Here is an 18,542-nt window from a genome sequence, read left to right as displayed (position 1 = left end):
CAACACTCATCCCAGTTGCGCCATGGCCTGGCGAAAGGCTGGCGGCAGGTTGTTGCCGAAGTGAATCTTGCCATCCGCCTGAGTGAAGATGCCCATTTTTGCCAGCCATTGTTCGAACTCCGGTGCGGGTTTCAGGCCCAGCGTCTGGCGGGCGTAGAGCGCGTCGTGGAACGAAGTGGTCTGGTAGTTGAGCATGATGTCGTCGGAACCGGGGATGCCCATGATGAAGTTGATCCCGGCCACGCCCAGCAGGGTCAGCAGGGTGTCCATGTCGTCCTGATCGGCTTCGGCGTGGTTGGTGTAGCAGATATCGCAGCCCATTGGCACGCCCAGGAGCTTGCCGCAGAAATGGTCTTCGAGGCCGGCCCGAATGATCTGTTTACCGTTGTAGAGGTACTCCGGGCCGATGAATCCTACGACAGTGTTCACCAGGAACGGCTTGAAATGACGCGCCACGGCGTAGGCGCGGGTTTCGCAGGTCTGTTGATCGATGCCGTGGTGGGCGTTGGCCGACAAGGCGCTGCCCTGGCCGGTCTCGAAATACATCAGATTCTGGCCCAGCGTGCCGCGATTCAGGCTCAAACCGGCGTCGTAGCCTTCCTGCAACACATTCAGGTTGATACCAAAACTGGCATTGGCCGCTTCAGTCCCGGCGATCGACTGGAACACCAGGTCCAGTGGCACACCGCGATTCACCGCTTCAATCGACGTGGTGACGTGGGTCAGTACGCAGGCCTGGGTCGGGATCTCATAGCGCTGAATGATCGCGTCGAGCATCTCCAGCATGGCGCAGATCGAGGCGATGCTGTCGGTGGCCGGGTTGATGCCGATCATCGCGTCGCCGTTGCCGTACAGCAGCCCGTCGAGAATGCTCGCGGCGATGCCTGCCGGTTCGTCGGTGGGATGGTTCGGTTGCAGGCGTGTGGATAACCGACCGCGCAGGCCCATCGTGCCGCGGAACTGGGTGACCACGCGGATTTTCTGCGCCACCAGCACCAGATCCTGCACGCGCATGATCTTCGACACGGCGGCGGCCATTTCCGGGGTCAGACCGGGGGCGAGGGCGCGCAGGCTCTGTTCGTCGGCAGCGTCGCTGAGCAGCCAGTCGCGGAACCCACCGACGGTGAGGTGGCTGACCGTAGCGAAGGCCTGTTTGTCGTGAGTATCGATGATCAGCCGGGTGACCTCATCGGCCTCATAAGGAATCAGCACTTCCTGTAGGAAATGAGTCAGTGGGATGTCAGCCAAAGCCATCTGCGCGGCCACTCGCTCGCCATCGTTGAGTGCAGCGACACCCGCCAGAAAGTCCCCGGATCGCGCCGGACTGGCTTTTGCCATGACCTCCTTGAGGCTGGCGAAGCGGTAGGTCTGGGCGCCGACCGTGTGAGCAAAACTTGCCATACAGATTCTCCGTGACGGCGCAGACAGGGCCTGCGCCGTGATTTCTGGCCGTTAGTGCAGGGCTTCTTCAGCTTTCTGAATGGCCGCGAATTCTTCTTCGGGCGTGCCTGCTACCAAGTGATGCCGACTGTAGAAAGCAAAGTAAGCAATTAACACTCCATAGATGATCGCCGCGCCGATCACCACGCGCGGATCCACCAGAAAACCTGCTACCACGGCGATGCAAGCCAGCACCAACGCCACGCCTGAGGTGAAGATACCGCCCGGCGTGCGGTATGGCCGATCCATTTTGGGGCGCCGAATGCGCAGCGTGATGTGGGCCGCCATCATCAAGACATAAGAAATGGTGGCGCCGAACACCGCTACCAGAATCAGCAGGTCACCCTGACCGGTCAGCGACAACCCGAACCCGATGATGCCGGGAATGATCAACGCCAGCACAGGCGCCTTGCTTTTGTTGGTCTCGGAGAGTTTGCGCGGCAGGTAGCCAGCGCGGGACAGCGCGAAGATCTGCCGCGAGTAGGCGTAGATGATCGAGAAGAAACTGGCGATCAGCCCGGCCAGGCCCACCAGATTGACGAAGTGGCCCATCCAGGTCGAGCCGCCATAGGCCTTGCTCAGCGCTTCGACCAACGGATTGCCCGACGTCACCAGGGCATTGGCGCCCGCACCACCAGGGCCGATCACCAGAATCAGCAGGGCAAAGGTCGCTAGCACCAGCATGGCGCCGATCAGCCCGCGGGGCAGGTCGCGTTTTGGGTTTTTGGTTTCTTCGGCCGCCAGTGGCACACCTTCGACGGCCAGGAAAAACCAGATCGCGTAAGGAATGGCCGCCCACACGCCGACGTAGCCGAATGGCAGGAAGCTGCTGGCGCCCTTGGCGTCGGTCACCGGGATATCGAGCAGGTTGGCGACGCTGAAGTGCGGCACCATCGCCACCAGAAACACGGCCAGCGCCAGAGCGGCGACGGCGGTGATGACGAACATCAGTTTCAGGGCTTCACCGACGCCGAAAATATGGATGGAAATAAAGATGATGTAGAACGCCAGATAAATCATCCAGCCACCGATACCGAACAGTGACTCGCAATAGGCGCCGATAAACACCGCGATCGCCGCTGGGGCGATGGCGTATTCGATGAGGATCGCGGTTCCGGTCAGGAACCCGCCCCATGGGCCGAACGCACTACGGGCAAAACCGTATCCGCCGCCGGCGGTAGGGATCATGGAAGACAGTTCGGCCAGGGAAAAACACATGCACAGGTACATGGTCGCCATCAACAACGTGGCGAGAAACATACCGCCCCAGCCACCTTGGGCCAGGCCGAAGTTCCATCCGGCATAATCGCCGGAGATGACGTAGGCCACACCGAGCCCGACCAACAGGACCCAGCCTGCCGCACCTTTTTTCAGTTCACGCTGCTGGAAATAGTCGGAGCCGACTTTTTCAAAGTCGACCGAGGAGGTAGCCGGCTGCACGCTGGCTTGATCGCTAGGCATAGGGTTCACCTGTTCTTATTGTTTTTGACCGGCGTGATTGCCGGGTTGGCGCGAAGGCCTGATGTGCAAGCAAGCTCGCTCCCACAAGGGCAGCGGCTTGCTTGCGACAGGCGCTTTAGAAGAAGCCCAGCGGATTGATGTCGTAGCTCACCAGCAGGTTTTTGGTCTGCTGGTAGTGATCGAGCATCATTTTGTGGGTTTCACGACCGACGCCGGACTTTTTGTAACCACCGAATGCGGCGTGCGCCGGGTACAGGTGGTAGCAGTTGGTCCACACACGACCGGCCTTGATGGCGCGGCCCATGCGGTAGGCGCGGTTGATATCGCGGGTCCAGAGGCCGGCACCGAGGCCGAACTCGGTGTCATTGGCGATGGCCAGGGCTTCGGCTTCGTCCTTGAAGGTGGTGATGCTCACCACCGGGCCAAAGATTTCTTCCTGGAACACACGCATTTTGTTGGTGCCCTTGAGCAGGGTCGGCTGGATGTAGTACCCGGTCGCCAGGTTGCCCTCGAGTTTTTCCACTTTGCCACCGGTCAGCAGCTCGGCGCCTTCGCCCTTGGCGATTTCCAGGTACGAAAGGATTTTGTCGAATTGCTGCTCGGACGCCTGGGCGCCGACCATGGTGTCGGTGTCCAGCGGGTCGCCACGTTTGATTTGCAGGACTTTCTTCATCACGACTTTCATGAAGTCGTCATAGATCGATTCTTGCACCAAGGCGCGGGACGGGCAGGTGCAGACTTCGCCCTGGTTGAAGAACGCCAGCACCAGGCCTTCGGCAGCTTTTTCGATAAAGGTTTCTTCAGCTTGCATGATGTCGGCGAAGAAGATGTTCGGCGACTTGCCACCCAACTCCACGGTGGACGGAATGATGTTTTCGGCGGCGCATTTCATGATGTGCGAGCCGACCGGGGTCGAACCGGTGAAGGCAATTTTGGCGATGCGCTTGCTGGTGGCCAAGGCCTCACCGGCTTCTTTGCCGAAGCCTTGCACCACGTTCAGCACGCCCGGCGGCAGCAGGTCGCCGATCAGCTCCATCAGCACGGTAATGCCCAGCGGCGTTTGTTCGGCAGGCTTGAGCACTACGCAGTTACCGGCCGCCAGGGCCGGGGCGAGTTTCCAGGCGGCCATCAGGATCGGGAAGTTCCACGGAATGATCTGCCCGACCACGCCCAGCGGTTCATGGATGTGATAGGCCACGGTGTTGCCGTCGATCTCGGCGGCGCTGCCTTCTTGGGCGCGGATGCAACCGGCGTAGTAGCGGAAATGGTCGGCAGCCAGCGGGATGTCGGCGTTGAGGGTTTCGCGAACGGCTTTGCCGTTGTCCCAGGATTCGGTGATTGCCAGGACTTCCAGGTTCTGTTCGATGCGGTCGGCGATTTTCAGCAGCACCAGCGAGCGCGCCTGGACGGACGTGGCGCCCCAGGCATCGGCAGCGGCGTGGGCAGCGTCCAGGGCCTTGTCGATGTCTTCGGCCGTGGAACGCGGGAATTCGGCAATCGGTTGGCCATTTACTGGCGAGGTATTGGTGAAGTACTGACCTTTAACAGGCGCGACGAACTCGCCGCCGATGTAGTTACCGTATTTGCTCTTGAACGAAACGATAGCGCCTTCAGTACCGGGGTGAGCGTAACGCATGATGTTTTCTCCTTGGCTTTTGTACTTATGAGAGAGGCGCGCTTGTGCGCTTGCTATAAGCGTAGAGCAAAGGTCGGGCCACTGCCTTGCAGGTCAGGCAAATCAAGGCCTTGCGAGGTTCTTGTCGGGTAAGCGGGCGCAGCCTGTGACGGTTTCGGTACAGCCTGCGTGACACTTTGTACCGTTTGTGGCACAGGCTGTGACTGGACAGTCTTGCCAGCATTGCAATACCTGCCCGGCTGGAGGATGCTCGGCTTCGGCAGTTGCTACATAGAAGCGAGCCAGATCCTGCGGGGAGAACAATAAGAAATGCACGACAACCATTTGAGTCGCCATGCCCAGCAGGTCCTGACCGTCACTCAGGGGAAATCCCACCTGCACGGGCCCGGCAGCGATCCGTCGATTGCCCGTTCCTGGCTGCGCTGTCTTGAGGACTATCATCTCGACCCGGCCCTGACTATCGCACCGACGGTGCTGGAGCATGGCCGCGTCCTCGAAAGCCGCGAGCGCTTGCAGCAAGTGCTGCACATCGCCGGCAACGAAATGACCAGCCTTCATCAGCAACTTTCCGGCGCCGGCCACGCGGTGCTGCTGACTGACGCCCGCGGCGTGATCCTCAATTGCGTCACCGCGCCGGCCGAAAGTAAGATTTTCGAGCGCGCCGGCCTCTGGCTCGGCGCTGACTGGAGTGAAGCCTGCGAAGGCACCAACGGCATCGGCACCTGTCTGGTGGAGCGTCAGTCCCTGACCATCCACCAGGACGAGCACTTTCGCGGCCGTCACACCGGGCTGACCTGCTCGGCGAGCCCGGTGTTCGACCCCCACGGCGAACTGCTGGCGGTGCTAGACGTGTCCTCGGCGCGTCACGAAGTCTCGCGGCAGAGCCAGTTCCACACCATGGCCCTGGTCAATCTTTCGGCGAAGATGATCGAGAGCTGCTATTTCCTGCGTTACTTCGACAATCAATGGTTGCTGCGTTTTCACCTTCAGGCCGAATCCGTCGGGTTGTTCAGCGAAGGGTTACTGGCGTTTGACGGGGAAGGGCGGATCAGTGCCGTCAACCAAAGTGCGTTGAACCTGTTGGGGCATATTCGCGGCGGGTTGCTGGGCAAACCGGTGGAGGCGTTTTTCGATTGCTCGCTGGATGAGTTGCTCGGTCGCGCAAGCGTCAATGCCAACGCCAGTTGGCCATTGCGCACGCGTGACGGACGGAATTTGTTTGCCGTGTTGCGCGGGCAGCCACGCAGCATTCCGATGCCGGTGGTGCAAAGCCCGGTGATCGCCGAACCTTCGCGCTTGGCGGGCATTTGTCTGGGCGACACCGGGTTGCAGGAAGACTTCCGCAAATCCTTGCGTGTGTTCGAGCGGGACGTACCACTACTGATCAACGGCGAAACCGGATCCGGCAAAGAAGCGTTTGCCAAAGCCGTCCACCAGGCCAGCCTGCGAGCAGAAAAAGCCTTCGTCGCCCTCAACTGCGCCGCCATCCCCGAAAGCCTGATCGAGAGCGAACTGTTTGGCTATCGCGGCGGCAGCTTTACCGGCGCACGCAAGGAAGGCATGCGCGGCAAGTTGCAACAGGCCGATGGCGGGACCTTGTTCCTCGATGAAATCGGCGACATGCCCCTGGCCTTGCAGACCCGGCTATTAAGGGTGCTGGAAGATCGTCAGGTGGTGCCGATCGGCGGCGAGCCGGAATCGGTCAATGTGAGGATCATCAGCGCCACTCACCGTGATTTGCTGGCGCGGGTGCAGGACGGCAGCTTCCGCGAAGATTTGTATTACCGGCTCAATGGGCTGGAAGTAGCTTTACCAGCGTTGCGTGATCGCACGGATAAATCCCAACTGCTCGACTTTTTGCTGGCCGAGGAGGCGGGCGGGGAAACCGTGCTGATCGACAGTCCGGCACGCCAGGCGTTGTTGGCCTTCTCCTGGCCGGGGAACGTGCGGCAGTTGCGCAATGTGCTGCGTACGTTGGCGGCGCTGTGTGACGGCGGGCGAATCGGGCTGGAGGATTTGCCAGCGATGATTCGCCAGGCTCGGCCGGCGGTAGCGGTAGTGGTTGAGGAAGCGTCCGAGCATCCGTTGGATGATGCAGAACGGTTGGCGTTGTTGAATGCGCTGGAGCAAATGCGTTGGCATATGACTAATACGGCTGAACAACTTGGCGTCAGCCGTAACACGCTTTATCGGAAGCTGCGTAAACACGGCATCGCCCGCTCTGCGTGACTGATCGTTCCCACGCTCCGCGTGGGAATGCCTCCCGGACGCTCCGCGTCCGCTTCTGGGACGCAGAGCGTCCCTTGCTGCATTCCCACGCGGAGCGTGGGAACGAGCGGCTTACAGCTAAAGAGTGCGATTTTCCCCACCCTACGCTAACCTGCGGCCATGTTTACGAGGTCGACTATGCACATTCATATTCTTGGTATCTGCGGCACTTTCATGGGTTCGATGGCGGTTCTGGCCAAAGAGCTGGGCCATCACGTGACGGGCTCCGATGCCAATGTCTATCCGCCGATGAGCACTCAGCTTGAGGCTCAGGGCATTGAGTTGACCCAAGGTTACGACCCGGCGCAACTCGATCCGGCCCCCGACCTGGTGGTGATCGGCAACGCCATGTCGCGCGGCAATCCGGCCGTCGAGTACGTGCTGAACAAAGGCCTGCCTTACGTATCTGGCCCGCAATGGCTGTCTGATCACGTGCTGCAAGGTCGCTGGGTGCTGGCCGTCGCCGGTACGCACGGCAAGACCACCACCAGCAGCATGCTCGCCTGGGTACTGGAGCACGCGGGCATGAGCCCGGGTTTCCTGATCGGCGGCGTACCGCAGAATTTCTCGGTCTCGGCGCGTCTGGGCGACACGCCGTTCTTCGTGATCGAAGCCGACGAGTACGACAGCGCGTTCTTTGACAAGCGCTCCAAGTTCGTTCATTACCGCCCGCGGACGGCGATCCTCAACAACCTTGAGTACGATCATGCCGACATCTTCCCGGATCTCCCGTCCATCGAGCGGCAGTTCCACCATTTGGTGCGGACCATCCCGAGCGAAGGCCTAGTGATCCATCCGACCACCGAGCCTGCTTTGCAGCGCGTCATCGAGATGGGCTGCTGGACCCCGGTACAAACCACCGGAACAGGCGGTCAGTGGCAGGTCAAGCTACATAGCGAAGACGGTTCGAAGTTCGAAGTGATGTTCGAAGGTGTGGCCCAAGGCGTGGTCGAGTGGGACATGACCGGCCAACACAACGTCGCGAACGCGCTGGCCACGTTGGCTGCGGCGCGCCATGTCGGCGTCGTACCTTCGATGGGCATCGCGGCGCTGAGCGCATTCAAAAGCGTCAAGCGCAGGATGGAGAAAGTCGCGGAGGTCCGTGGCATTACCATCTATGACGACTTCGCTCACCATCCGACGGCTATTGCGACGACCCTCGACGGTCTGCGCAAGCGCATCGGCGATGCACCATTGATTGCGATCATCGAGCCGCGCTCCAACTCCATGAAACTCGGCGCTCACCGCGACGGCTTACCGGAAAGCGTGGTCGATGCCGATCAGGTGATCTGGTATGCGCCGGCCAACCTCGGTTGGGATCTGGGGGCTACCGCTGCGTTGTGCACGGTGCCGTCGATCGTCAGCGAATCGCTGGAAGGCATTATCGAGCGCGTGAAAAGCCAGGCCCAGCCCGGCACCCACGTGGTGATCATGAGCAACGGCGGCTTCGGCGGCCTGCACGGCAAACTCGCCGAGGCGCTGAAATGAACAACGGCCCGGAACGCATTACGCTGGCGATGACCGGCGCTTCGGGCGCCCAGTACGGTTTGCGACTGCTGGACTGCCTGATCCGCGAAGACCGCGAGGTGCACTTCCTGATCTCCAAGGCGGCGCAACTGGTGATGGCCACCGAAACTGACGTTACGCTGCCGCCAAAAACCCAGATGATGCAGGCCTTCCTCACCGAATACACTGGCGCTGCCGCCGGGCAGATTCGCGTGTACGGCAAAGAAGACTGGATGTCGCCGGTGGCCTCGGGTTCCGGCTCGCCGGCGGCGATGGTGGTGGTGCCGTGTTCCACCGGGACCTTGTCGGCCATTGCAACAGGTGCCTGTAACAACCTGATCGAGCGCGCTGCTGATGTGACGTTGAAGGAGCGCCGCCAGCTGATCCTGGTGCCGCGTGAGGCGCCGTATTCGAGCATTCATCTGGAGAACATGCTCAAGTTGTCGAACATGGGCGTGACGATTTTGCCGGCATCACCGGGCTTTTATCATCAGCCGCAGACCATCGATGACCTGATCGACTTCGTCGTGGCGCGGATTCTCAACCTGCTGAACATTCCACAAGACATGCTGCCGCGTTGGGGCGAACACCATCTGACCAGCGATGAATAAGCTGCTGACGATTGTGCTGGCGTTGCAATTGGCTGGCTGCGCCACGGCGCGCACGCTCGATGCCGCCAAACCCGGGGCGCCAGTGGTGTATTCGGGGACCCGGCTGGATTTGTATGCCATGAACGGCGGTTGCTGCGCCATGGACCGCTTCGGCGCAGAAGCACCGAGCTATCCTGGCATCGACCTGCCGGCCAGCGCGTTGCTCGATACGCTGCTGTTGCCGTTGTCGTTGCTCACGGTGATCGGCGTCAGTTTTCAGGCTACAGGCGGTCTCTGACAGATCGTTCCCACGCTCTGCGTGGGAACGCCTCAATGGACACTCTGCGTCCGCTTTGGGACACGGGGCGTCCCGGGCTGCATTCCCACGCGGAGCGTGAGAATGATCTGTGCTAGGTGATTATTTGCCGAGCTTTCTCAACTCATCCGACTCGACAATCCGCACTCCATTCTGCTCTTCCAGCGCCAGTCGCCACATGGCACGGGCTAGTTGGCAGGCTTCGATGCCACGGTATTTGCCGGGGATCAAGCGGGACAACGGCCCAGCGAATTGCTCGGCCAGACGCGGCTCAAGGCGATCGCCCAGCAGCAGCGAAGGGCGGCAAATGGTCAGTTGCGGCCAGTCCTGCGCGCGCAATGCGTGTTCCATCTCGCCTTTAACCTTGTTGTAGAAAATCGAGGATCTGCGATCAGCCCCCAAGGCACTGATCACGATCAGGTGCCGAGCGCCCATCTCCCGTGCACGTTTGGCGAACGCCACCACCATGTCCAGGTCCACCGCGCGAAACGCCTGTTCCGAACCGGCTTGCTTGATGGTGGTACCCAGGCAGCAGTAAGCGATGTCGACACGACCATTCAATTGCGGCAGAAACACCGCCGGGTCACCGACGGGGTTTTCAAGGTGGGGATGCTCGGCCAGTGGCCGCCGTGAAGGTGCCAATACCCTTGTGATCGTTGGCTCATTGAGCAGGCGATCAAGCAAATGTTCACCGGTTAACCCGGTAGCTCCGGCAAGCAATACGTGCTGAGGCGTCAAGTACATAGTGTTTCCCCCTTGATACTATTCAGCTTAGTTGCTCTTTGCATCCTTGCTGCTGATAGAGACACTTTGTAGTGCTTTTCGTGCCTGCTGTTTGCGTAACAGCTGCCAGTGAGAGAGGACGGTTTTCGGCGCCCAGATCTGCGGTTCAGAGGCTTCGAAGTTGTCGGCCAGCTCGCGTTCGGCAACGTTGGCCTTGGCCAGTTTGAAGGCTTGTTCCAGGTCATCGGTCTGGTTCAGCGCCTGGGCGAACAGGGCGTCGCCGAAGTAGGTGAAATTGGCTTCTTCCGAGCAGCCGAACGATACCCGGTCAGCGCGTGAGGCGGTCATGATCAGGGTGCGTTCATCCTTGAGGGCCGGGATGAAGCCGCCGGAGTAGCAGGACGAAATCACGATGATTTTGTCGCGGTTCTTCAGGGGCGCGAGGACGGCGGCGAGCTCGTCGGCCGGCAGATCGGCCAGCTCCATGCGTGGCTGGTCGAGCACCAGTTCGTGTTCGCTGGTGCCGTGGCTGGTCAGGTAGATGAAAATCAAATCTTCCGGGCCACTGCGTTCGGCCAGGGTCAGGGCCGCGCGACGCAGGCTTTCCCGGGTGGCCATCGGCCGGTCGACGAGGTGGTCGCGATGGTTCACCAGGCGGATCTGGCCGAACGCACCGAAGCGGCTGCTGAGCATGTTGCTGACGTAATCGGATTCGCGCAGGAAGACGCTCTGCTTGCCGTCACCACCGACCGTCAGGGTGTAGAGCTCCACCGCCGGGGTCGAGGCCGGCAAATTGAGCAGTGCATCGTCGAGCAAGCGACCCTGAGCCAGTAAACCGAGCTCGAGCGTGTCGGGCAGCAACTTGCCCTCGGCGTCGCGCACGCGCTGGCCATTGATCCAGCTGCCGTTCAGCACCGTGCCATCAGTCAGCACCAGCGTGCCGTGGCCCTGATAATTGTCGCTGTCAAACTGGCCGATGTAGAAGCTGCCGTCGGGCAGGTTCAGTCGCCCTTGCCCGGTGAAACGCCAGTCGCTGAACTGGCCGATGTAGTGGCTGCCGTCGGCACCGATCATCTCGCCTTTACCGTTCAGCGATCCTTCCTTGAACTGACCGAGCCAGACATCGCCGTCGGCGTTCTCGTAGCGGCCCTTGCCGTGCAGTTGATTATTCTTGAAGCCGCCGACATAGATGTCGCCGTCGGCGCTGTTGAACGTGCCATTGCCTTCCAGTTGACCGTTGACGAAATGCCCGGTGAACTGATTGCCACTGGCGTCGCCGCGCTGGCCTTCGCCGTTGGGTTTGCCGTGGGCGAACTGGCCCTGATACGAGCTGCCGTCTTCGAGTTCGAGACGACCGAGCCCTGAATATTGATCGGCCTTGAATTCGCCGCGGTAGGTCATGCCGCTTTCTTTGAGAGTGCCTTCACCGTCACGCCGACCGAGTTTGAAACCGCCGGTGTAGCTGCTGCCAGTGGTGGTCAGCGTGCCTTGGCCGTCGAACAAGCCCTGATTGAACAGGCCGCGATAGGCCTCGCCATTGCTGCCGTGCCACTCACCCTGGCCGTGCCATTGACCCTTGTCGAAGTCGCCGGCGTACCAGCTGCCGTTCGGGTAGTCGATGCGGCCCTGACCTTGCAGCAGCCCGTTGACCAGGTCGCCACGATAACGTCCGCCGTCCGGCAGGCGGGCGTCGGGGGGCAACAGCGATTCACCATCGCCGCAAGCGCTGAGCAGTAGGGTCAAAGCGAGGAGAGCAAGTGAGCGCATAGCAGGATCCGGGCAATTAGGCGACCGAGTATGCCGCAGCTCTATGACCTTATATAGACGGGAAAACAGCCGAGGGCGCGAAACAGCGTGAGCTGCTTCGCATCCGGGATGGTTTACACGAAGCAGAGGGACAGCGGTTCGGCGATATACGCCGGTTTGTCCGACCCTTCGATTTCCAGTGTGGCGGTGGCTTTGAGCAGCCATTGACCGGGTTTTTTCTCGGTGACTTCGTTCATGTCGACCTTGAGTCGCACCCGGGAATTGACCTTCACTGGCTGGATGAAACGAACGCTGTCCAGACCGTAGTTGACCACCATCTTCACCCCTTCAGGGAGGATGAGGATGTCTTCCATCAGTTTGGGGATCAGCGACAGTGACAGAAAACCGTGGGCAATGGTGCTGCCAAATGGCGTTTGCGCGGCTTTGACCGGGTCGACATGGATGAACTGATAATCCCCGGTGGCTTCAGCGAACAGGTTGATGCGCGCCTGATCGATGGTGAGCCATTCGGAACGTCCAAGTTCCTTGCCGACATAATCTTTGAGCTCTGCAACGGGAACATAGGGCATTGAGACTCTCCTTGGGTTCATCGGTATTTTTAGTTTTGAGGTGGGGGGATTTGGCCGCCCGGATTACCACTTTAGATCAACATGGCAAATGGCTCCGGTCAACTGACCATGCTTTTGGCGAATGCCGATCCATAGCGTTGACGTGCTTATAATGCTTGGCCCGCCACTGCGGGAGATAAGTTTTGCGGGAGAGGAAGGATGTTGTTACGTGGCCTGACCTGGCTCGTGCTGTTCCAATTGCTGGGCACAGCCATCAATCATTTGTTTTTACCGGTGCTGCCGGGGCCGATTGTCGGCCTGCTGCTGTTGCTGGTGTACCTGATCTGCCGTGGTCAGGTCGGCGAGCCGCTGAGCCTCGCGGCCAGCAGTCTGCTGCGTTACCTGCCTTTGCTGTTGGTGCCGCCCGCCGTGGGCGTGATGGTTTACGCGGCCGACATCGCGGCAGATTTCTGGGCCATTGTCGGCGCGCTGGTGTTGTCGCTGGTGCTGTCCCTGGCGTTTGCCGGTGTGCTGATGCAGCGCATGGTCAAGCGTCACGCTCATCCTGAGGACAGCCAATGATCTTCGACTGGCACGGCGCCTGGGCGTCGGTGATTCATCATCCGTTGTTCGGCATCGGTATTACCCTGGGTGCGTATCAACTGGTGTTGGCGGCGTTTGAAAAAACCCGCTGGATCTTTCTGCAGCCGGTGCTGGTCTCGATGCTGCTGGTGATTGGCGTTTTGGTAGGCTGTGGCCTGACCTACGCCGAGTACCGCAAGAGCACCGAGATCCTCAGTATCTTGCTCGGGCCGGCAACGGTTGCCCTGGCGGTGCCGCTGTACCTCAATCTGCGAAGGATTCGGCAGTTGTTCTGGCCGATATTTACTACGCTGGTGATAGGCGGTGTGGTTGCCACGGGAATGGGCGTGTTGTTGGGCTGGTGGTTCGGTGCCGAACACATGATCCTGATGACCATGGCACCCAAGTCGGTGACGTCGCCGATTGCCATGCTGGTGGCCGAGCAGATCGGTGGCGTCGCGGCGCTGGCGGCGGTCTTCGTGCTGATCACCGGCGTGATCGGCGCGATCTTCGGCCCGGCGCTTTTGACCCGGCTCGGCGTCCACAGCGCCGAAGCCCGCGGCATGGCACTGGGCATGACCGCCCACGCGGTCGGCACGGCGGTGGCGATGCAGGAAAGTGAGGAGTGCGGCGCCTTTGCGGCGCTGGCGATGAGTCTGATGGGCGTGGCCACGGCGGTTTTCCTGCCGTTGGCGGTGTCGATGGTGGTGTAAGGAAATGTCTATGAGCTTGCCGCTTTTTCCGCTGAACACGGTGCTGTTTCCTGGCTGCATCCTCGACTTGCAGATCTTCGAGGCGCGCTACCTGGATATGATCAGCCGCTGCATGAAACAGGGCGGCGGCTTTGGCGTGGTGTGCATACTCGACGGCGAAGAGGTCGGCATCGCCCCGGCGGGTTATGCGTTGGTCGGATGCGAGGCGCTGATCACTGATTTCAAGCAGCAGGACAACGGCCTGCTGGGCATTCGGGTGCAGGGTGGACGGCGTTTCCACGTGTTGCGCACCGAGACTCAGCGCGATCAGCTGACCGTCGCCGAGGTCGAGTGGCTGGAAGACGAGCCCGAGCAGCCGTTGCAGGATGAGGACGCCGACCTGGTCGCACTGCTCCAGGCCCTGGCGGAACATCCGATGGTCGAAGCGTTGAACATGGGCACCGAAGCGACCGGGCAACAGTCGCTGGCCAATCAGCTGGCGTACCTGCTGCCGTTTGCCGAGGTAGACAAGATCGACCTGCTGCAACTCGATGATCCGCAGCAGCGGCTGGATGCGATTCAGGCGCTATTGGATGAACTGCAAGGCGAATTGTTTGCCTAGACGCAGCTGCTGCAAGTGATCCGGCGTCAGTAGGCGTAGCGCAGCATCGTATGCGGCAAATGTCTCAGGGCAAAGAACCCGAACAATGCCACCATCGCCGGCAATACCAGCCACCAGACTTTGGGCGGCATGGCATTGAGTGATGTCTGACACTGACTCAGCCACAAGCACGCCGCACACACGCATGCCGCCAGTATCGCTCCGGCCAGCACGTCCGTTGGCCAGTGCGCCCCCAGATACACCCGCGACAGGGCAATCGCCAGCGCCGGCAAACAACCTACCAGCAACCACGTCAAGCGCATCCGCGGTGGTTGCCCGCGCCCGGCCAGCACCGCGAGGGTCAGAAATAGCGCGAAGGACCCCGACGCATGACCGCTTGGCATGCTGTAACTGGTCAGTGGGTCGCTCAATACTTCCGGGCGCACGCGAGCGAAAAAGTGTTTGGTCACGGTGTTGCCCAGCGCGGTGAACAGCAGGGTGCTGCAGGCAAAGATCGCTTGCCGCCATTGTCGAGTCAGCAGCAACAAGGCTGTCAGCAGGGCGCTGAATATCAGCATGTTGCGGAACTCGCCGATCAGCGTGAAGACCACGGCCACCTCATCGAGCATCGGGCTGCGGTGCTCCTGCACCAGGGTCATCACGCCTTGGTCGAGCGCGGTCAGGTGCGGGAAGCCGATAAACAGCCCTGCCAGAATCAGGAAACTCATACCGGTAATAAACACCGTGGCCTTGCGATGACGCCGCAAGCTGCTGGTTGCACTCAACCCCACCATCACCGCGATACTGCCGGCGACGATCCCGGCCTGAAGCCAGAAACCTTCCGGTAACGGCAAGCGAATCGCCGCACCCGTGGCCCAGCCGGGCAGCAGGTAGGCAACGCTCCAGCCGGCGGTGGCCAGCAGGCTGACGGCGGCGAAGCGCGGGAAGGGCATGTCGAACATCCCCGCGACCATCGGCAGCATGGGCCGCAATGGGCCGATGAAACGTCCGACCAACAGGCTGGCGATGCCGTAGCGCTGGAAATACGCTTCGGCGCCGGCAATCCATTCCGGATGATGGCGCAGGCCTGGCAGGCGCCGGATGTTCTGATGGAAATGTCGCCCGATAAAGTACGAAACGATGTCCCCCAGCACACCGGCGAGAAACCCCAGCAGCAATGTTTCACCCAACGACAGCGCGCCACTGCCGGCCAGGACCGCCACGGCAAACAGCAGCACCGTGCCGGGTACGACCAACCCGGCAATCGCCAGGCATTCCACAAAGGCCACTATGAACACCGCGGCGGCCAGCCATTGTGGATTGACCGTCAACCAGCCGGTCACGCTATCGAGCCATGGGCCCATAAAAACAACTCCATTGAATAATCACTTGGTCCAGAGGGACGAACGCAATGTTCAAAACTCTACAGATCCTCTGTGGGAGCGAGCTTGCTCGCGATAGCGGTGTATCAGGCAACATAAGTATCAACTGAAAGGCCACTATCGCGAGCATGCTCCCCACATGGGATTTTCATTGTTCAGGACAGCAAAAAATAATCGCGACCTTCGACCTGCCCTCGTCGCAGCGGGTTCCGCGTGCAATAAGGCGCGTAGGCGCCATCGACGAAGCGGTACATCAGGTGTTCGTCGCGGCCATGAGGGATGCCCAGACGTGTGGTCTGGATGATATGGGCCGGTGCCGGCCCGATATCCTCCACCAGTAGCACGTCGTGGTCGAAGCGCTTGGCGTCCCAGACCGGCACCTTCAGGCCCAGTGCTTTGCAGAGCAATGTCTGCCCGGCGCAGAGTTTTTGCGAGGGGCGAGGGCGGCCTTGGGCGTCGGGATTGTTCAACAGCATCTGCGCCAGGCTCGCCGGCCCGCTCAACTCATCGACCCACGGATAAGCGGATTTGATCAGCACGGCGTTCCCCGGCCCCATAGCGCTGAAATTCAGCGAGTCGCCGCCCCGGGCGTAATACATATAGATATGGCCGCCATCCAGAAACAAAGCCTTACGTTTTTCTGTGTAACCGAGCGAGGCGTGGCTGCCTTTCTCTTCAAAGTAATAGGCTTCGGTTTCGATGATCCGGGCGCTAAGCCACAGGTCGCCGACCCGGTGACGGATGACTTTGCCGAGTAAATCCCGGGCCAATGTCTGGGCGTCCCGGTCGAAAAACGCGTCCGGAAGTCCGGCAGGCAGGCTTGAAGTGGACGCGGGAACAGTCAGGTTGGACATGATGAACAGTGTTAATCAGGGCTGATTGAGTCGCGATGATAACAATTTGCAGCTTAATCACGGCTGAACGTCGGCAAATTGCCCTCCATTTCGACCATCCGCCCGTCACCGCTGTTAGTCGGGGGACGCGACAGCTATAATCTGCCGCTTTACTCTTTACCAAGACCTTAGCAAAGACCACTCCAGACCATGACTGAGTCCGTTCTTGACTACATGACCCGATTGGGTCGCGCTGCCCGCGAAGCTTCTCGCGTCATCGGCCGTGCCAGCACCGCGCAGAAAAACCGCGCCTTGCAGGCTGCGGCCAATGCGTTGGACGCAGCACGCGTCGAGCTGACGGCTGCCAATGAGCTGGATCTGGCGGCTGGCCGCGTCAATGGCCTTGAGCCTGCGCTGCTGGAACGTCTGGCGCTGACCCCGGAGCGTATTGACGGCATGATCGTCGGCCTGCGTCAGGTGGCGGCGTTGCCGGACCCGGTCGGGGCGATCCGCGACATGAGTTTCCGGCCGTCGGGCATTCAGGTCGGCAAGATGCGCGTGCCGCTGGGTGTGATCGGGATCATTTACGAGTCCCGGCCGAACGTGACCATCGATGCCGCCAGCCTGTGCCTGAAGTCTGGCAACGCGACCATCCTGCGTGGCGGTTCCGAGGCGATTCATTCCAACCGTGCCATTGCCGCCTGCATCCAGCGCGGCCTGGCCGAAGCCGATCTGCCGGCCGCTGTGGTGCAAGTGGTCGAAACCACCGATCGTGCCGCTGTTGGCGCGCTGATTACCATGCCTGAATACGTGGACGTCATCGTGCCCCGTGGTGGCCGTGGTCTGATCGAACGGGTCAGCCGCGATGCTCGCGTGCCGGTGATCAAGCATCTGGACGGCATCTGTCACGTTTACGTCAGCGCCCACGCCGATCTGCCGAAAGCCCAGCGCATCGCCTTCAACGCCAAGACTTATCGTTATGGCATCTGCGGCGCCATGGAAACGCTGCTGGTGGATCAAAGCGTTGCCAAAGATTTCCTGCCGTCGATGGCTGCACAGTTCCGCGAAAAAGGCGTCGAACTGCGCGGTTGCGAACGCACGCGGGCGATCATCGAAGCAGCTGCAGCGACTGAAGAAGACTGGAACACCGAATACCTGGCGCCCATTCTCTCGATCCGGGTGGTCGACGGACTGGACCAGGCGATCGAGCACATCAACAAGTACGGCTCCCATCACACCGATTCGATTGTCAGCGAAAACCTCGCCGACACACGGCGATTCGTGGCCGAAGTCGATTCGTCCTCGGTAATGATCAACACGCCGACGTGCTTCGCCGATGGCTTCGAATACGGATTGGGTGCCGAGATTGGCATTTCTACTGATAAGCTGCACGCCCGCGGCCCGGTGGGCCTCGAAGGTCTGACCTGCGAGAAGTACATCGTGGTCGGTGATGGCCAGTTGCGCGGCCAGGCGTCGGTCTGACTTGGGCGACTTCGACCTGTCAGCCCAGGAATCCGTCAGCGAGCCTGCGCCTCGACGCATTGGCATGCTGGGCGGTACTTTCGACCCGGTGCACGTCGGCCATTTGCGTGGGGCGCTGGAAGTCGCCGAATCGCTGGCGCTCGACGAGTTGCGTCTGACGCCCAGTGCCAGACCGCCTCATCGCGGTACGCCGCAGGTGTCGGCGAAAGACCGTCTGGCGATGGTCGAGTGCGCGGTGGCCGGTGTGGCGCCGTTAGTGGTGGACGCCCGCGAATTGCAGCGGGACAAACCGTCCTACACTATCGATACCCTGGAATTGATGCGCGCCGAAATGGCCGCCGAGACCCAGGTTTTTCTACTTTTGGGCTGGGACGCATTTTGCGGACTGCCCACTTGGCACCGCTGGGAAGAGTTGCTCCAGCATTGCCACATCCTGGTGCTGCAACGCCCGGATGCCGACAGCGAACCGCCGGATGCATTGCGCAATCTATTGGCGGCACGCTCGGTGAGCGACCCGCTGGCCCTTAAAGGGCCGAGCGGACAGATTGCATTCGTCTGGCAGACACCGCTCGCGGTATCCGCCACCCAGATCCGTCAACTGCTGGCCAGCGGTAAGTCGGTACGTTTCCTGGTGCCCGACGCGGTCCTGGCCTACATCGATGCGCACGGACTTTACCGTGCGTCGAACTGAAAAAGGGAGCGCTTCAAAACACGT

At 60.8% G+C, this 18,542-nt stretch carries 17 protein-coding genes; 9 read left to right on the top strand and 8 right to left on the bottom strand.

The window, feature by feature from the left end:
- Window positions 1-6: 6 nt before the first annotated feature.
- The 3 genes from FQ185_RS17520 to FQ185_RS17510 all read right to left on the bottom strand — a co-directional run bounded on the left by FQ185_RS17520 (window position 7) and on the right by FQ185_RS17510 (window position 4,537).
- A complete protein-coding gene (locus FQ185_RS17520; protein WP_149418501.1) occupies window positions 7-1,401 on the bottom strand; it encodes an ethanolamine ammonia-lyase subunit EutB in 1,395 nt (464 codons plus the stop codon).
- 51 nt (window positions 1,402-1,452) lie between these two features.
- Window positions 1,453-2,901, bottom strand: a complete 1,449-nt coding sequence (eat, locus tag FQ185_RS17515) for an ethanolamine permease (RefSeq protein WP_149418500.1) — start codon at window positions 2,899-2,901, stop codon at window positions 1,453-1,455.
- Between the two features lie 115 nt (window positions 2,902-3,016).
- Complete coding sequence (locus FQ185_RS17510; protein ID WP_149418499.1) at window positions 3,017-4,537, bottom strand: aldehyde dehydrogenase family protein; 1,521 nt, start codon at window positions 4,535-4,537, stop codon at window positions 3,017-3,019.
- 309 nt (window positions 4,538-4,846) lie between these two features.
- Between FQ185_RS17510 and FQ185_RS17505 the strand changes: the two genes are divergently transcribed.
- From FQ185_RS17505 to FQ185_RS17490, 4 genes are all read left to right on the top strand, one after another.
- Window positions 4,847-6,766, top strand: a complete 1,920-nt coding sequence (locus FQ185_RS17505; RefSeq protein WP_149418498.1) for a sigma-54-dependent Fis family transcriptional regulator — start codon at window positions 4,847-4,849, stop codon at window positions 6,764-6,766.
- A 177-nt stretch (window positions 6,767-6,943) separates the two neighbouring features.
- Window positions 6,944-8,293, top strand: coding sequence for a UDP-N-acetylmuramate:L-alanyl-gamma-D-glutamyl-meso-diaminopimelate ligase (mpl, locus tag FQ185_RS17500; protein ID WP_149418497.1), 1,350 nt, complete (start codon window positions 6,944-6,946; stop codon window positions 8,291-8,293).
- Window positions 8,290-8,922, top strand: a complete 633-nt coding sequence (gene ubiX / locus FQ185_RS17495) for a flavin prenyltransferase UbiX (RefSeq protein ID WP_149418496.1) — start codon at window positions 8,290-8,292, stop codon at window positions 8,920-8,922. The genes mpl and ubiX overlap by 4 nt, the downstream gene beginning before the upstream one ends.
- The gene (locus tag FQ185_RS17490; protein WP_149418495.1) at window positions 8,915-9,199 is read left to right on the top strand and encodes a YceK/YidQ family lipoprotein; all 285 of its coding nucleotides are present in this window, start codon (window positions 8,915-8,917) and stop codon (window positions 9,197-9,199) included. The genes ubiX and FQ185_RS17490 overlap by 8 nt, the downstream gene beginning before the upstream one ends.
- 120 nt (window positions 9,200-9,319) lie before the next feature.
- Here the strand turns inward: FQ185_RS17490 and FQ185_RS17485 are convergent, their stop codons facing one another.
- From FQ185_RS17485 to FQ185_RS17475, 3 genes are all read right to left on the bottom strand, one after another.
- On the bottom strand, window positions 9,320-9,961 hold the full coding sequence (locus FQ185_RS17485) for an oxidoreductase (protein WP_149418494.1): 642 nt from the start codon (window positions 9,959-9,961) through the stop codon (window positions 9,320-9,322).
- Window positions 9,962-9,988: 27 nt separating this feature from the next.
- Window positions 9,989-11,707 carry a C13 family peptidase gene (locus tag FQ185_RS17480; protein ID WP_149418493.1) on the bottom strand — a complete coding sequence of 573 codons (1,719 nt, stop codon included), beginning with the start codon at window positions 11,705-11,707 and terminating at the stop codon, window positions 9,989-9,991.
- A 113-nt stretch (window positions 11,708-11,820) separates the two neighbouring features.
- Window positions 11,821-12,276 carry a MaoC family dehydratase gene (locus FQ185_RS17475; RefSeq protein ID WP_149418492.1) on the bottom strand — a complete coding sequence of 152 codons (456 nt, stop codon included), beginning with the start codon at window positions 12,274-12,276 and terminating at the stop codon, window positions 11,821-11,823.
- 198 nt (window positions 12,277-12,474) lie between these two features.
- Here FQ185_RS17475 and FQ185_RS17470 point away from each other — a divergent pair, with 198 nt between their 5' ends.
- From FQ185_RS17470 to FQ185_RS17460, 3 genes are read left to right on the top strand one after another with little or no spacing between them, the layout of a single operon-like run.
- Complete coding sequence (locus tag FQ185_RS17470) at window positions 12,475-12,837, top strand: CidA/LrgA family protein (protein WP_149418491.1); 363 nt, start codon at window positions 12,475-12,477, stop codon at window positions 12,835-12,837.
- Entirely contained in the window at window positions 12,834-13,550 is a 717-nt protein-coding gene (locus FQ185_RS17465) for an LrgB family protein (protein ID WP_149418490.1), read from the top strand. Before FQ185_RS17470 ends, FQ185_RS17465 begins: the two co-directional genes overlap by 4 nt.
- A gap of 10 nt (window positions 13,551-13,560) precedes the next feature.
- On the top strand, window positions 13,561-14,151 hold the full coding sequence (locus FQ185_RS17460; RefSeq protein WP_149418489.1) for an LON peptidase substrate-binding domain-containing protein: 591 nt from the start codon (window positions 13,561-13,563) through the stop codon (window positions 14,149-14,151).
- 26 nt (window positions 14,152-14,177) lie between these two features.
- Here FQ185_RS17460 and FQ185_RS17455 read toward each other — a convergent pair whose 3' ends face one another.
- Window positions 14,178-15,494 (bottom strand): bifunctional DedA family/phosphatase PAP2 family protein, encoded by a 1,317-nt coding sequence (locus FQ185_RS17455; RefSeq protein WP_149418488.1) that lies wholly within the window; start codon window positions 15,492-15,494, stop codon window positions 14,178-14,180.
- Between the two features lie 173 nt (window positions 15,495-15,667).
- Window positions 15,668-16,366, bottom strand: a complete 699-nt coding sequence (locus FQ185_RS17450) for a DNA-3-methyladenine glycosylase (protein ID WP_149418487.1) — start codon at window positions 16,364-16,366, stop codon at window positions 15,668-15,670.
- A 189-nt stretch (window positions 16,367-16,555) separates the two neighbouring features.
- Here FQ185_RS17450 and FQ185_RS17445 point away from each other — a divergent pair, with 189 nt between their 5' ends.
- Window positions 16,556-17,827 (top strand): glutamate-5-semialdehyde dehydrogenase, encoded by a 1,272-nt coding sequence (locus FQ185_RS17445; RefSeq protein ID WP_149418486.1) that lies wholly within the window; start codon window positions 16,556-16,558, stop codon window positions 17,825-17,827.
- Window positions 17,796-18,518 carry a nicotinate-nucleotide adenylyltransferase gene (gene nadD / locus FQ185_RS17440; protein WP_149418485.1) on the top strand — a complete coding sequence of 241 codons (723 nt, stop codon included), beginning with the start codon at window positions 17,796-17,798 and terminating at the stop codon, window positions 18,516-18,518. The genes FQ185_RS17445 and nadD overlap by 32 nt, the downstream gene beginning before the upstream one ends.
- The last annotated feature ends 24 nt before the right edge of the window (window positions 18,519-18,542 follow it).

The sequence above is a fragment of the Pseudomonas sp. ANT_H12B genome, from assembly GCF_008369325.1.
GTDB lineage: Bacteria > Pseudomonadota > Gammaproteobacteria > Pseudomonadales > Pseudomonadaceae > Aquipseudomonas.
This window is presented reverse-complemented; position numbering and strand designations above follow the sequence as displayed.

What these genes read in the sequence shown, in the direction of transcription:
- ubiX (WP_149418496.1), top strand. Translation starts at nt 8,290, where the DNA reads ATGAACAACGGCCCGGAACGCATTACGCTGGCGATGACCGGCGCTTCG.
- FQ185_RS17520 (WP_149418501.1), bottom strand. Translation starts at nt 1,401, where the DNA reads ATGGCAAGTTTTGCTCACACGGTCGGCGCCCAGACCTACCGCTTCGCC.
- FQ185_RS17505 (WP_149418498.1), top strand. Translation starts at nt 4,847, where the DNA reads ATGCACGACAACCATTTGAGTCGCCATGCCCAGCAGGTCCTGACCGTC.
- eat (WP_149418500.1), bottom strand. Translation starts at nt 2,901, where the DNA reads ATGCCTAGCGATCAAGCCAGCGTGCAGCCGGCTACCTCCTCGGTCGAC.
- FQ185_RS17460 (WP_149418489.1), top strand. Translation starts at nt 13,561, where the DNA reads ATGAGCTTGCCGCTTTTTCCGCTGAACACGGTGCTGTTTCCTGGCTGC.
- FQ185_RS17490 (WP_149418495.1), top strand. Translation starts at nt 8,915, where the DNA reads ATGAATAAGCTGCTGACGATTGTGCTGGCGTTGCAATTGGCTGGCTGC.
- FQ185_RS17470 (WP_149418491.1), top strand. Translation starts at nt 12,475, where the DNA reads ATGTTGTTACGTGGCCTGACCTGGCTCGTGCTGTTCCAATTGCTGGGC.
- FQ185_RS17510 (WP_149418499.1), bottom strand. Translation starts at nt 4,537, where the DNA reads ATGCGTTACGCTCACCCCGGTACTGAAGGCGCTATCGTTTCGTTCAAG.
- nadD (WP_149418485.1), top strand. Translation starts at nt 17,796, where the DNA reads ATGGCCAGTTGCGCGGCCAGGCGTCGGTCTGACTTGGGCGACTTCGAC.
- FQ185_RS17450 (WP_149418487.1), bottom strand. Translation starts at nt 16,366, where the DNA reads ATGTCCAACCTGACTGTTCCCGCGTCCACTTCAAGCCTGCCTGCCGGA.
- FQ185_RS17455 (WP_149418488.1), bottom strand. Translation starts at nt 15,494, where the DNA reads ATGGGCCCATGGCTCGATAGCGTGACCGGCTGGTTGACGGTCAATCCA.
- mpl (WP_149418497.1), top strand. Translation starts at nt 6,944, where the DNA reads ATGCACATTCATATTCTTGGTATCTGCGGCACTTTCATGGGTTCGATG.
- FQ185_RS17480 (WP_149418493.1), bottom strand. Translation starts at nt 11,707, where the DNA reads ATGCGCTCACTTGCTCTCCTCGCTTTGACCCTACTGCTCAGCGCTTGC.
- FQ185_RS17485 (WP_149418494.1), bottom strand. Translation starts at nt 9,961, where the DNA reads ATGTACTTGACGCCTCAGCACGTATTGCTTGCCGGAGCTACCGGGTTA.
- FQ185_RS17475 (WP_149418492.1), bottom strand. Translation starts at nt 12,276, where the DNA reads ATGCCCTATGTTCCCGTTGCAGAGCTCAAAGATTATGTCGGCAAGGAA.
- FQ185_RS17465 (WP_149418490.1), top strand. Translation starts at nt 12,834, where the DNA reads ATGATCTTCGACTGGCACGGCGCCTGGGCGTCGGTGATTCATCATCCG.
- FQ185_RS17445 (WP_149418486.1), top strand. Translation starts at nt 16,556, where the DNA reads ATGACTGAGTCCGTTCTTGACTACATGACCCGATTGGGTCGCGCTGCC.